At 67.4% G+C, this 12071-nt stretch carries 10 protein-coding genes; 5 read left to right on the top strand and 5 right to left on the bottom strand.

The window, feature by feature from the left end:
* Positions 1-45: 45 nt before the first annotated feature.
* The 3 genes from JKF87_RS01380 to JKF87_RS01370 all read left to right on the top strand — a co-directional run bounded on the left by JKF87_RS01380 (position 46) and on the right by JKF87_RS01370 (position 1895).
* Positions 46-246: a hypothetical protein gene (locus tag JKF87_RS01380; protein WP_201096636.1), complete on the top strand. Its 201-nt coding sequence runs from the start codon at positions 46-48 to the stop codon at positions 244-246.
* A gap of 150 nt (positions 247-396) precedes the next feature.
* Positions 397-870: a transcription elongation factor GreA gene (gene greA, locus JKF87_RS01375; protein WP_201096634.1), complete on the top strand. Its 474-nt coding sequence runs from the start codon at positions 397-399 to the stop codon at positions 868-870.
* A gap of 5 nt (positions 871-875) precedes the next feature.
* On the top strand, positions 876-1895 hold the full coding sequence (locus tag JKF87_RS01370; RefSeq protein ID WP_201096632.1) for a mitochondrial fission ELM1 family protein: 1020 nt from the start codon (positions 876-878) through the stop codon (positions 1893-1895).
* On the opposite strand, the gene JKF87_RS01365 is transcribed toward JKF87_RS01370, so the two are convergent.
* The gene (locus JKF87_RS01365) at positions 1892-2098 is read right to left on the bottom strand and encodes a hypothetical protein (protein WP_201097261.1); all 207 of its coding nucleotides are present in this window, start codon (positions 2096-2098) and stop codon (positions 1892-1894) included. The two genes, JKF87_RS01370 and JKF87_RS01365, sit on opposite strands and share 4 nt — an antisense overlap.
* 70 nt (positions 2099-2168) lie before the next feature.
* On the opposite strand from JKF87_RS01365, the gene trxB reads away from it, so the two are divergent.
* The gene (gene trxB, locus JKF87_RS01360) at positions 2169-3176 is read left to right on the top strand and encodes a thioredoxin-disulfide reductase (RefSeq protein WP_201096630.1); all 1008 of its coding nucleotides are present in this window, start codon (positions 2169-2171) and stop codon (positions 3174-3176) included.
* Positions 3177-3420: 244 nt separating this feature from the next.
* Here the strand turns inward: trxB and JKF87_RS01355 are convergent, their stop codons facing one another.
* The 4 genes from JKF87_RS01355 to JKF87_RS01340 all read right to left on the bottom strand — a co-directional run bounded on the left by JKF87_RS01355 (position 3421) and on the right by JKF87_RS01340 (position 8130).
* The gene (locus JKF87_RS01355) at positions 3421-4380 is read right to left on the bottom strand and encodes an aldo/keto reductase (protein WP_307417184.1); all 960 of its coding nucleotides are present in this window, start codon (positions 4378-4380) and stop codon (positions 3421-3423) included.
* A gap of 71 nt (positions 4381-4451) precedes the next feature.
* A complete protein-coding gene (locus JKF87_RS01350) occupies positions 4452-4859 on the bottom strand; it encodes a response regulator (RefSeq protein WP_201096628.1) in 408 nt (135 codons plus the stop codon).
* A gap of 71 nt (positions 4860-4930) precedes the next feature.
* Positions 4931-6868 (bottom strand): PAS domain-containing protein, encoded by a 1938-nt coding sequence (locus JKF87_RS01345; RefSeq protein ID WP_236261015.1) that lies wholly within the window; start codon positions 6866-6868, stop codon positions 4931-4933.
* A gap of 86 nt (positions 6869-6954) precedes the next feature.
* A complete protein-coding gene (locus JKF87_RS01340) occupies positions 6955-8130 on the bottom strand; it encodes a cell wall hydrolase (RefSeq protein WP_201096627.1) in 1176 nt (391 codons plus the stop codon).
* A gap of 233 nt (positions 8131-8363) precedes the next feature.
* Here JKF87_RS01340 and JKF87_RS01335 point away from each other — a divergent pair, with 233 nt between their 5' ends.
* Positions 8364-12068 (top strand): PAS domain S-box protein, encoded by a 3705-nt coding sequence (locus JKF87_RS01335; RefSeq protein WP_201096625.1) that lies wholly within the window; start codon positions 8364-8366, stop codon positions 12066-12068.
* The last annotated feature ends 3 nt before the right edge of the window (positions 12069-12071 follow it).

Raw genomic sequence — 12071 nt, 5'->3', positions numbered from 1 at the left:
GGGCTGTTTGACGCAACCAGAAACTTGCCAAGGCGTTAATACGCCATGCGCCTTCAAACCATTCAGATCGTCGCGGGGCTGGCCTCCGCCCTCGCTTTCGTCCTGGCCTTCATGGCTGCAGGGGCAGCCCTGACCTCTGGCCTGTTCATGCTGCTGGGCCTCGCGGGCCTGGGCTGGCTGGCGTACAGCCTGATCAAAACAGTGCTGAAACGCGACCGGAAAGCCGAACCTTCGGCCCGCGCCTGATCCATCCACAGCCGCGAGATCGGCCTCGCCCTTGAATTAAAGGGCGATCAGGCCTATTTTCGATGCCCGGCCGCGCCCGCCCCGCGGCCTTTTGTGTGCTTAATTCGCGTCTTTCCTATCTCCGGGCGAACCAGAAAAATCACGACACCAATGGAAAAAGTGCCGATGACGGGCGAGGGCTATCGCGTCCTCGACGATCAACTGAAACAACTGAAGTCGGTCGAAAGGCCCAGTGTCATCGCGGCCATCTCTGAAGCCCGCGAGCACGGCGACCTGTCTGAAAACGCCGAGTATCACGCGGCCAAGGAACGCCAGGGCTGGATCGAAGGCCAGATCGCCGAGATCGAGGACAAGATCAGCCGCGCCCAGGTCATCGACGTGTCCAAACTGTCGGGCAGCCAGGTCAAATTCGGCGCGACCGTCACGGTCGTCGACGAGGACACCGAGGAAGAGAGCCGCTATCAGATTGTCGGCGAACACGAAGCCGACGTGAAGCAGGGCAAGATCTCCATCGCCTCGCCGATCGCCCGCGCCCTGATCTCCAAGGAGGTCGGCGACGTGGTCGAGGTCAACACTCCCGGCGGCGTCAAGGCTTACGAAATCCTCAAGGTCGAGTGGAAATAAGCCCGATGGCGGGGGCGTTCGCTCGTCCCCGCTCGTCCGGCCCTCTTGCCATCTGGGTCGTCTCTGACGGCCGCACCGGCATTGAAAATCAGGCGCTGGGCCTGGCCGAGGCCATCCAGCGCCTGACGCCTGCCGACATCACGATCAAACACATTCGCTGGCGGCCTCTGTTTGACCGCTGGCCCTCAGCCTTGAAGACGCGGGCCATGCTGGACCCGGCGTCTGATCCGCTGGACGCCGCACGGCCCGATCTGTGGCCCGATCTGTGGATCGCCACCGGCCGCGCCACCCTTCCGCTTTCGACCCGAATCAAGGAACGGAGCGGCGGCAGGACCTTCGTCGTCCAGACCCAGGACCCGCGCTGGGCCAACACCCGCTACGACATGATCGTCGCCCCGGCCCACGACGGTCTGTCGGGCGACAATGTCTTTGAGATCACCGGCTCGCCCCACCGCATCACGCCGCAACGGATCGCCGAGGCCGCGCCCGCCTTCGCCGACCGCATCGCCCCCCTGCCCCATCCGCGCGTCGCCGCCCTGATCGGCGGCAAGTCCAAGGCGTTCGACCTGCCCCCCGACCATGCGGCCGCCCTCGCGGACCGGATCGCGGCGGCGGTGAAAGCCGCGGGCGGATCGCTGATGCTGACCTTCTCGCGCCGGACCCCGGACGCAGCCAAGGCGGCGATGACCGCGCGTCTGTCGGACCTGCCCGGCTGGATCTGGGACGGGACCGGCGACAACCCCCTGTTCGGCTTCCTGCATCACGCCGACCACATCCTGGTCACCGAGGACAGCGCCAACATGGCGGCCGAGGCCGCATCGACCGGCAAACCCGTCCACATCCTGCCCATGGTCCCGCTGAAGTCCGGCGGCAAGTTCGCCCGCCTGCACGACGACCTGCAATCACGCGGCGCGACCCGCGCGTTCGACGGGACGCTGGACGCCTGGACCTATGAGCCGCTGGCCGAAACCGACCGGGCGGCGCGCGCGGTGCTGGAGGCGATGAGCACCCGCGCGACCGCCTAGTCCGGCGACTTGTCGTCGTCGTCCTTGCCGTCTTCGGCCTTCTTGTTGATCGCCGCCATTCCCGCGGACCCGAGGCCGGAACCGATGGCCACGCCCAGGGCGATCCCCACGGCCAGATTGTCCATCGCCACACCCAGCGCCACGCCGATGGCGACGCCCATGCCTATGCCGCCGCTGAAAAACGCTGCACCCTTGTTCTTCATTTCCGCTTCCGATCCGTCAGACCCGAAGACGAGCATCGCACAGAAAGGAATCAGCGCCTAAATAGGCGTCATGAGCACTCCCAGAACCGTCCGCGTCGCCATCATCGGATCCGGTCCCGCCGGTTGGACCGCCGCCATCTATGCCGCGCGCGCCTCGCTGAACCCCGTCGTCATCGCCGGCATCCAGCCCGGCGGCCAGCTGACCATCACCACCGATGTCGAGAACTATCCCGGTTTCGCCGAAACGATTCAGGGTCCGTGGCTGATGGAGCAGATGCAGGCCCAGGCCCTGCACGTCGGCACAGAGGTCATCCACGACATCGTCACCTCGGCGGACCTGTCGCAGCGGCCGTTCCGACTGACGCTGGACAGCGGCGAGGGTATCCTGGCCGAGACGGTCATCATCTCCACCGGCGCCCAGGCCAAGTGGCTGGGCCTGGAGTCTGAGGCGGCCTATCAGGGCTTTGGCGTCTCGGCCTGCGCCACCTGCGACGGCTTCTTCTATCGTGGCAAGGAGGTGGTCGTGGTCGGCGGCGGCAACACCGCCGTCGAAGAGGCGCTGTTCCTGACCAACTTCGCCTCCAAGGTCACGGTCATCCACCGCAAGAACGAGTTCCGCGCCGAGAAAATCCTGCAGGACCGCCTGTTCGCCAATCCCAAGATTGAGGTGATCTGGAACGTGGCCATCGAGGAGATCGTCGGCGTCGTCGACGGCATGGCCAAGAATGTCACCGGCGTGCGCCTGAAGAATGTGCAGGACGGCTCGACCCGCGAAATCCCCGCCGACGGCGTCTTCATCGCCATCGGCCACGCCCCGTCGTCGGAACTGTTCAAGGGCCAGCTTGAGACCAACTCGGGCGGTTATCTGCGCGTGAAGCCGGGCACGGCCTCCACCGCCATCGAAGGCGTCTGGGCCGCCGGCGACGTCACCGACGACGTCTATCGTCAGGCCGTCACCGCCGCCGGCATGGGCTGCATGGCCGCGCTGGAGGCCGCCCGTTTCCTGGCCGAGGAAGACCACGCCAAGGCCAATCACCCGATCAGCCACGCCGAGGCCGAGAAGATCGGGGTCTGGTGATTTCCGACTTCTCCCTCCGCGCGACGGGGAGGGAGAAGCCGCTTTGACCCAGGTTCGATTGACGTTCAGCCCCCAAACCGTCCTTCCGGGGCGCCCGTAAGGACGAACCCGGAATCCAGGGCCGCGACGCCGTTGCTGAAGGTGTTCGGCGCCGGGGTGCGAACCTCCTGGGTTCCGGGTTCTTCGCTTCGCTCAGCCCCGGAATGACGATCTAAAATCTCGGCTTACTGAATGTCGATTGGCCCTAGTACGCGCTGGCCTCGGTCAGTTCCGCGACATCGTCAGCCGACAGGCTCAACGCCCCCGCCTTGACGATGTCCTCCAGCTGTTCGGTCGAGGTGGCGCTGACGATCGGAGCCGTCACGCCCGGCTGGGCCAGCAGCCACGCCAGAGCCGTCTGGGCCGAAGTCGCCTCGTTGCGCTGGGCCACGCCGTCCAGCACCGCCAGAATCCGCACGCCGCGTTCGTCGAACCTGTCCTTCAGGGCGTGCTCGCGGCTGGTCCCGGCGATCTGTTCGACCGTCTTGTACTTGCCGGTCAGGAAGCCGCTTTCCAGGCTGTAATAGGTGATGACGCCCAGCCCCTTCTCCACCGCCAGGTCCTGCAACGGCCCTTCGAAGGTGTCGCGGCTGTAGAGGTTGTAGTGCGGCTGGATCAACGCATAGGCGGCCAGCCCTTCGCGCTCGGATATCGCCAGCGCCTCGGCGACCTGTTCGGTGGTGTGGTTGGATGTGCCGATGGCCCGCACCTTGCCCGCCTTCACCAGCCGGTCCAGCGCCTTCAGCGTCTCCTCCTGCGGCGTCAGCGGATCGGCCCAGTGGGTTTGGTACAGGTCGATGTAGTCGGTCTGCAGCCGACGCAGGCTGTCCTCGACCGCCTTTTCGATCCAGCCCGCCGTCAGGTCGTTGCGGCCCTGGCCCATATCGGCGCCGACCTTGGTGAAGATCTTGACCTTGTCACGCACGCCGCGCGCCTTGAGCCATTTGCCGATGATCGTCTCGCTCTCGCCGCCGACATGATCGGGAACCCAGCGGGAATAGACATCGGCGGTGTCGATGGCGTCGAACCCCGCCTCCACAAACCCGTCCAACAGGGCGAAGGACGCCTGTTCATCCGCCGTCCAGCCGAAGACATTGCCGCCGAACACCAGCGGGGCGATCTCAAGTCCGCTGTCTCCAAGCGGCCGTTGGTTCAGTGTGGTCATCGAAGGCTCCTATCGGGGGGAGCATTCGACATATGCCGCATCAACAGATGCGCAACCGGCGCGGCGATCCGTCAGCCGAAAAGCTGCAGTCCGGGGGGCGCGTATTGCACCGGCTGGCCCTGGCGGCGGCGCATGGCGTAGTCGACGGCGGTCTGGACGGCCTGTTCGTCGGCGGGTTTGGACAGGACGCCGATGGCCCCGGCGACGCCGTCACGGACCATGCCGGGATTGCCGGTCATGAACAGGACCGATACGCCCAGGTCCTGGCCCAGCTCACGGCCCAGGTCGATGCCGGTCGGCCCGTCCGACAGGTGAATGTCCACCAGGGCCAGGTCGATCTCGGACTCATGGACGATGTCGCGGGCTGACTTGGCCGTCGCGGCGACGCCCACCACGTCGTGCCCAAGGTCTTCCAGCACGAAGCGAAGCTCCATGGCGACCAGGGCTTCATCTTCAATTATGAGGATGCGGGCGGGCATAAACTTTCAGTACCAATCCTAGTTAGCGTCTCGAACGCATGATGGGCCGCACAGTTTCAAATTTGTCCTAATCAGAGACTCTTTCCCGCCGCGCGTCGCCGTGACAGCGCGGCGGCGGGCAGATCCACGACCATTTGCAGGCCTTCAGGCCGCCATTCGCGCTCCAGCCGCCCGCCCAGCTGGGTCTCGACAGACAGGGTGGCCAGGGAAGAGCCGAAGCCGTTGCGCGTGGGGGCGCCGTTGATCGGCGGCCCGCCCGTCTCCCGCCAGCTCAGGATGAAACGGTCGCCTTCATGCCGGGTGTTCAGGTTGACGCGCCCGCGTGAGGCGGACAGGGCGCCGTGCTTGGCCGCATTGGTCGCCAGTTCGTGGAACAGCAGCGCCACCGAGGTCGCCGACTGGTCGTCAAAGACCGTGTCGTCGCCGCTGATCAGCACCCGTCCCTGCCCCTTCTCATCGGCATAGGCGCTGAACAGGTCGTGGAAGAAGGCGTGCAGGGTGGTCACGCCGACCGCGGGCTGCGACGTCTCGGTGTGCGGCCGGACAAACTCATGCGCCCGCGCCAGGGCGTTTATCCGCGTGCGCAGGGATGTGGCGAAGTCCCGCGCCTCGGGGTGCTGGCGCGCCGACAGGGCCACCAGGGCCGACACCACGGCGAAGATGTTCTTGATGCGGTGGCTCAGCTCCTGACTGACCAGCTCCCGCTCGTGCTCCAGCCGCTTCAGGTCGTCGATGTCGGTGCAGCTGCCGAACCAGCGCGTGATCTCGCCCGCCTCGTTGCGGGCCGCTTCCGCCCGCGCCAGCGCCCAGCGATAGCCCCCGGCATGGTGTTTCAGCCGGTATTCGACCTCATAGGGTTCGCCGCTCTCCAACGACTGCCGCCACAGGGTCTGACCGCGCGCGCGGTCGTCCTCATGCACCAGATTGTCCCAGCCCTGGCCTTCGCTGGAGCCGGGCGTCGTGCCGGTGAAGGCGTACCAGCGGGCGTTGTAATAGTCGGGATGGCCGTCCGGGGGCGAAGACCAGACCATCTGGGGCATGGCGTCGGCCAGAGAGCGGAACCGCGCCTCGCTGTCAGCCAGCTGCAGCACCGCCTCAGCCAGATGCGCGTCCTGGCGACGGCGCGCCGTGATGTCGGTGGCGATGCCGGGAAACCGCACCGGCGCCCCCTCGTCGTTCAGATAGATATGGCCGCGCGCCTGAATCCAGCGCTCGCCGTTCTCCTCGTGCAGGATGCGGTATTCGCTGAGGAAGGCCCCGCCCGTGATCATCAGGGCGTCGATCTCCGCCTCCACCCGAACGGCGTCGTCGGGATGCACATTGCGCAGAAAAGCGCTTAACGGCGCGCCTTGCGCGGCGACTTTCGGGTCCACGCCATAGATGTTGGCGAAACGTTCGTCGGCGACGATGCGGTCGCCGGGCACGTCCCAGTCCCAGGCCCCGACATAGTTCGACGCCGCCAGGGCGCGACGCGTCGTCTCCTCGCTCTTGGCCCGCTGGATCAGGGTGCGGCGCAGCTCCAGCTGGGTCATCACCTGCCCGGCCAGGGTTCTCAGCGCCATGGCCTGAACCTCGGTCAGCCCCTCAGGCCGGGGCTGGGTGTCCAGCACGCACAGGGTGCCCAGCGGCAGACCGTCCTGGGTCTTCAGCAACTGTCCGGCGTAGAACCGCAGATGGGTGTCGCCCGTCACCAAGGGATTGCATTCGAACCTTGGGTCCACCGTGGCGTCCGGCACCTGCATTCCGTCTTCCAGCAGCAGGGCGTGGGCGCAGAAGGATGTGGCCAGCGGCGTCTCGCGCACGCCCAGTCCGACCTCGGCCTTGAACCACTGGCGGTCCGCGTCGATCAGATTGACCACCGCGATCGGGGTTTCGCAGATGCGGGCGATCAGTTGGACGACATCGTCGAACGCCTGCTCTCGCTCCGTGTCCAGTATGTCGTAGGAACCCAAGGCGTTCAGGCGTTCAAACTCATCCCACTGTGGAACATCAGGAACGGGGTCGGTCAAACAGGCGTCCTTTCGCGGTCGGAGACATCCAACCCAGATGAATGCGCCGAAGGGGGCTGGCGTTGCATTACCACATCTGCGCCGCGTCAGCTGGACGGACGTCCGACCTCCTCGACCGCCATCGGCGTGACCCCGGCGGGCGCGACGGTGACGGCGGGCGCAGCAGGCTTGGCGGTTTCAAAGCTCTGCAGCCGCGCATTGATGGCGGCGACCTCTTGCGGCGTCGGCAGGCGACGGCCCGCCATGCTGGCGACGCCGACAACACGCTGTTGGCCGTCGATCTCGACCGTTTTCAACGGCCCGTTCGGGGTCAGGGGCGCATCCGCCGCGCCTGTGCTGGCCGTCATCATCCGGGGACGGGCGAAGCGCGCCTCGTCGATGTTCGGCTCGCGGCCCTGATAGACGGTGCGGAAGGCGGCGGTTTCGCCATAGACGCCCTTCCAGCGATAGAAGATGTGCGCCCCGATCTGGTTCACCTTGGCCACCGTCGGCGCCCACCACGGATGGACATAGTCGGCGTGATAGTGGGTCGCCGTGCCGACCTGCTGGGCGACCTCGCCGTTCAAGGCCTTCTCGGCGACCTTGCGCGCCCGGTCCCAGGCCCAGGCGACCGGCGCCTGCGCCAGCGCGCCGTCGCAGGTGAAGCTGAACTGGCAGCCCGTCGTCCGCTCCGCCCCCTCGAACACCACGCCGCAGACCGTATTGGCGTAGTTGGGATCGCGCACGCGGTTCAGCACCACCTGCGCCACCCCCGCCTGACCGGCGTCGGGCTCCAGCGCGGCCTCGTAGTAGACCGCCTGGGTCAGGCAGCGCAGGGCGCGGCGGCGATCCTCGGCGCTGCCCTTGAAGACAAAGGGGCGCGCGGGCCGCAGCGCGCCCGCCGCCACCGCCATGGCCGCATTCAGCTTCTGGGCCTCGGCGCCGTATTCGCCCGGCATCACCTGCGCCTTGCCCGCCAGAAGCACCGCCTCCCAGTTCGGCGCCAGTCCGTGCAGGGCGGGGATCAGCAGGGTCGGATCATGGCTTTGCGCCAGCGCCAGCTGTTCGGCGGTCAAAGGCGCGGCCAGGCCGTCTGGCCCCGCAGATGCGACCTTGCCGGCCAAGCCCTCTGTCTGCATCTGCGCCGCCTGCGCGCGGTCGGCGTCGGGCCTTGCGGTCGATCCCGCCGACATGGCGACGCCCAGCACGGCGCAGGCCGCCGGCAGGGCCGCCGCGCCGCGCCGCAGCGCCGCCCACATCGTGATCAGTCCGGACAGTTGCATTCAAAACCCAAAAAGCGACGCCCTATCTGATGAGGACGTCGCCATTTCCAAACCCTGCGCCTGATTATGGGCGGATTTCAGGCCATCAACAAACCGCTGTTATGGGTGTGGTTTCAACGCTAACTAAAGCCTGTCGGACGATGACCGACGCCGGAACACAAGACCCGACACAGCGTTGGACAACATTCGAACGCCGTCCGCTCGCGACGAAGGCGGCTGGGGTCTGACAGAATATGAAGGCGGGGGGTATTCTGCAGCGCATTCCAAATGTCGATGAGGCCTTGCTGCGTCTGGCGCGCATCGACGTCTCGTCGCCGCTGAAGCAGGTTCTGGTCGGCCTGGGCTTCGCCGTCCTGGCGCTGGGCGTCCGCATTCTCCTGAAATCGTTTTTCGGCGACATCACCGGCTTCGCCATCATGCTTCCGGCGGTGATGCTGGCGGCCCTCGCCGCTGGCAGACTGGGCGGACTGGTCGCCCTGGCCGCCGCCCTGATCGGCGCCTGGAGCGTGATCGTCATCGGCGTTCCGGGCGAACACAGTCTGGTGCGCATTGTCGCCCTGCCCGCCACAGCGACCTTCGTCTTCATCGGCCTGTTCTGCATCCTCGTCGCCGCCTCGCTGCGCAAGACCCTGACGCGGCTGGAGGCTTCGGCCTCCGCCCTGCGCCAGTCCGACGCCCGCGTGGACGAAACCGAAGACCGGCTGAAGGTCATCAGCGAGTTCGCCCCCACCATGCTCTGGATGAGCGATCCGCAGGGACGCTGCATCCACATGAACGCCGACCAACGCCAGTTCTGGGGCGTGCAGGAAGGCAGGATCGACTTCGACGCCTTCGACTTCCGCAAGATCATACACCCAGAAGATCACGACGCCTTCGTAGCGGATACGACCCACGCCCTGACGGCGGGACGCCCCTTCGAGGTCGAAGCGCGCCAGCGCCGCGCCGACGGCGTCTATCGCATCGTCCGGTCTCACGCCCGCCCGCGCATCAACCGCAACGGCGACTATCTGGGCATGATCGGCGTCAATCTGGACGTCACCGACGCCCGCGCCGCCGAAAAGGCCCTGCGGGAAAGCGAAGTTCGTTTCCGCCTGACCGCGGACACCGCCCCCTCGCCCGTCTGGCTGACCAACGCCAAGGGCGAGGTCGAGTTCGCCAATGAGGCGCTGGTGGAATTCTACGGCCGACCCGCGCCCGAGATTCACGGCCACATCTGGAAAGGGAGCGTCCACCCCGAGGACGCCCCCATGGTCGCGGACGCCCAGGGCTTCGCCCGGCCCGCGCGCCAGCCCTATGGGTTCGAGGCGCGGTTCCGCCGACATGACGGCGAATGGCGCTGGATGCGCATTTCGGCCAAGCCCCGGTTCGACGACACGGGCGCCTTCCTGGGCTATATCGGCATCTCCTTCGACGTCACCGCGACCCATGAGGCGCTGGACGCCCTGGGCCGTCAGGAACGGCGCCAGACCTTCCTTCTGGCCCTGGTCGACCGGCTGCGCGACCTGTCCGATCCCGACGCCATCATGGCCATGGTCGAAAGCTCGCTGGGGGAGCTGCTGGAGGCGGACCGCGTCGGTTATGGCGAGGTCGATCTGGACGCCGGAGTGATCGCCATGAGCCGCGACTGGACGGCGGGCGTCGCCAGCGCCAGCGGCCAGTTCAAGCTGATCGACCTGGGCGCGGAGCTGATCGCCGACCTGGCGTCGGGCCAGACCGTCCGCGTCGATGATGTCCGCACCGACCCGCGCACGGCGGCCGCCTGTGAAGTGTTCGACGACATCCAGACGCGCGCCCTGATCCGCGCGCCCCTGATCCGGGGCGGTCTCCTGCGGGCCTATCTCTACGTTCACTCCGCCACGCCCAGGGTCTGGACCGACGCCGAGGCCTCCCTGCTGGAAGAGGTCGCCGCCCGCACCTGGGCCGAAGTCGAACGCGCCCGCGCCGAGGCCAAGACGCGCGAAAGCGAGGCCCGCTTCCGCGCCGTCGCCGACATCGCCCCCGTTCTGATCTGGGTCAGCCGCAAGGACGGCAGCCGATCCTTCGTCAACCAGGCCTATTCCGACTTCTACGGCGGCCAGTACGAGGACGCGCGCGAGGCCGACTGGCTGGCCTCGGTCCATCCCGACGACCGCGAACGCATACGTCTGGCCTCGTTTGAAGGCGAAGCCTCGGGCGGCCCCTTCTCGCTGGAGGCCCGCTATCTGCGCCACGACGGCGAATGGCGCTGGATGAAATCCTGGTCGCGTCCGCGCCGCAGCGGCGCGACCCTGCTGGGCTATGTCGGCGTGGCCTTCGACGTCACCGACATGCGCGAGGCCCAGGCGCGGATCGAGGAATCCGAGACCCGCTTCCGCATCGTCGCCGACAGCGCCCCGGCCCTGATCTGGATGAGCGACGACGCCGCCCAGCTGAATTTCGCCAACAGACGCTATCGCAACTTCTTCGGCATCAGCTCGTCGCGTCAACTGGTCGGCAGCTGGCGCGCCCTGATCCATCCCGACGACGAGGCGGTGTTCAGCGCCGCCTATATGCGCGCCTTCGAGGCCCGTGACATTTTCGAGGCCCTGGCCCGGGTCAACCACCCCACGCTGGGCCTGCGCTGGCTGCGGACCGAGGGCGTGCCCCGTTTCGACGCAGAGGGCCGGTTCCAGGGCTATGTCGGGGCCAGTCTGGACGTCACCGACGCCAAACGCGCCGAAGACGACCTGAAACGGATCAACGAACTGCTGGAGGAGCGCGTCAGCGCCGCCCTCGACGAAAAGGCCCTGGCCGAGGCCCAACTGGCGCACGCCCAGCGGATGGAGGCGGTCGGGCGCCTGACCGGCGGCGTGGCCCATGACTTCAACAATCTGCTGACCGTCGTGATCGGCGCCCTGGACATCATCCTGCGCAGCGAAGACCCCGCCAAGCGCAAGAAACTGGCCGAAGCCGCCCTGGCCGCCGCCCGGCGCGGCGAAAGCCTGACGCACCAGCTGCTGGCCTTCTCGCGGCGCCAGGCCCTGCGTCCCGAGGAGATCGACCTCAACACCCTGATCCGTCAAAGCGCCCCCCTGCTGCGGCGGGCGGTCGGCGAAGCGGTGGATTTCAACCTCAGGCTCAAGCGCGGCGCCGCGCGCGTCCGGCTGGACCCGGCCCAGTTCGAGGCGGCGCTGCTGAACCTTGTCGTCAATGCCCGCGACGCCCTGGGCGACGTCACGGGCGGCCAGATCCGCGAAGGCGGCCAGGTCACCGTCCAGACCACCGCCCGCCGCATCGACGCGGGCGAGGTCGCCGAGCTGGCGCCGGGCGACTATGTCTGCGTCACCGTATCCGACAATGGCGAGGGCATGTCGCCCGAGGTCATTGACCGGGTGTTCGAACCCTTCTTCACCACCAAGGGCGTGGGCAAGGGCACGGGCCTGGGGCTCAGCCAGGTCTATGGCTTCGCCCGTCAATCAGGCGGCGGGGTGCAGGTCGCATCGACCATGGGCCAGGGCGCCGCCATCACCCTGTGCCTGCCGCGGCTGGTGACCCGGCGGACCAGCGTCCCGCCCCTGCCCCCGCCCCAGCCGGACGTTCCCTTCGCTCAGGGACGGCGCCTGCTGCTGGTCGAGGATGACGTCGCGGTCGCCGCGGTTGCCGTGGATCTGCTGGAAAGCTTCGGTCTGGAGGTTCAGCGCGCCGAAAACGGACCTGCGGCGCTGGAGGCCCTGCGCGCCAGCCGGTTCGACCTGATGCTGACCGACGTGGTCATGCCCGGCGGCATGAGCGGGGTCGATCTGGCGCGCCGGTCCGCCCGCGACTGGCCCGAGATGCGCATCGCCCTGACCTCCGGCTATATGGGCGAGGACGTGGACCAGATGCTGTCCGACAGCCCGTGGCCCTTCCTGCGCAAACCCTATTCCGCCGAGGCCCTGCGCAATCTGGTCGAAGGCCGCGCGCCCCAGGGCGTCGATTAGGCT

The sequence above is a fragment of the Brevundimonas nasdae genome, from assembly GCF_016654005.1.
Taxonomy (GTDB): Bacteria; Pseudomonadota; Alphaproteobacteria; order Caulobacterales; family Caulobacteraceae; genus Brevundimonas; species Brevundimonas nasdae.
Note: the sequence above shows the minus strand (reverse complement) of the source record. Positions and strands in the feature narration are given on the sequence as shown.

Excerpts from the sequence above, each read along its gene's own strand:
- JKF87_RS01370 (WP_201096632.1), top strand. The coding sequence starts at position 876 with ATGGCGGGGGCGTTCGCTCGTCCCCGCTCGTCCGGCCCTCTTGCCATC.
- JKF87_RS01335 (WP_201096625.1), top strand. The coding sequence starts at position 8,364 with ATGAAGGCGGGGGGTATTCTGCAGCGCATTCCAAATGTCGATGAGGCC.
- JKF87_RS01340 (WP_201096627.1), bottom strand. The coding sequence starts at position 8,130 with ATGCAACTGTCCGGACTGATCACGATGTGGGCGGCGCTGCGGCGCGGC.
- greA (WP_201096634.1), top strand. The coding sequence starts at position 397 with ATGGAAAAAGTGCCGATGACGGGCGAGGGCTATCGCGTCCTCGACGAT.
- JKF87_RS01350 (WP_201096628.1), bottom strand. The coding sequence starts at position 4,859 with ATGCCCGCCCGCATCCTCATAATTGAAGATGAAGCCCTGGTCGCCATG.
- trxB (WP_201096630.1), top strand. The coding sequence starts at position 2,169 with ATGAGCACTCCCAGAACCGTCCGCGTCGCCATCATCGGATCCGGTCCC.
- JKF87_RS01355 (WP_307417184.1), bottom strand. The coding sequence starts at position 4,380 with ATGACCACACTGAACCAACGGCCGCTTGGAGACAGCGGACTTGAGATC.
- JKF87_RS01380 (WP_201096636.1), top strand. The coding sequence starts at position 46 with ATGCGCCTTCAAACCATTCAGATCGTCGCGGGGCTGGCCTCCGCCCTC.
- JKF87_RS01365 (WP_201097261.1), bottom strand. The coding sequence starts at position 2,098 with ATGAAGAACAAGGGTGCAGCGTTTTTCAGCGGCGGCATAGGCATGGGC.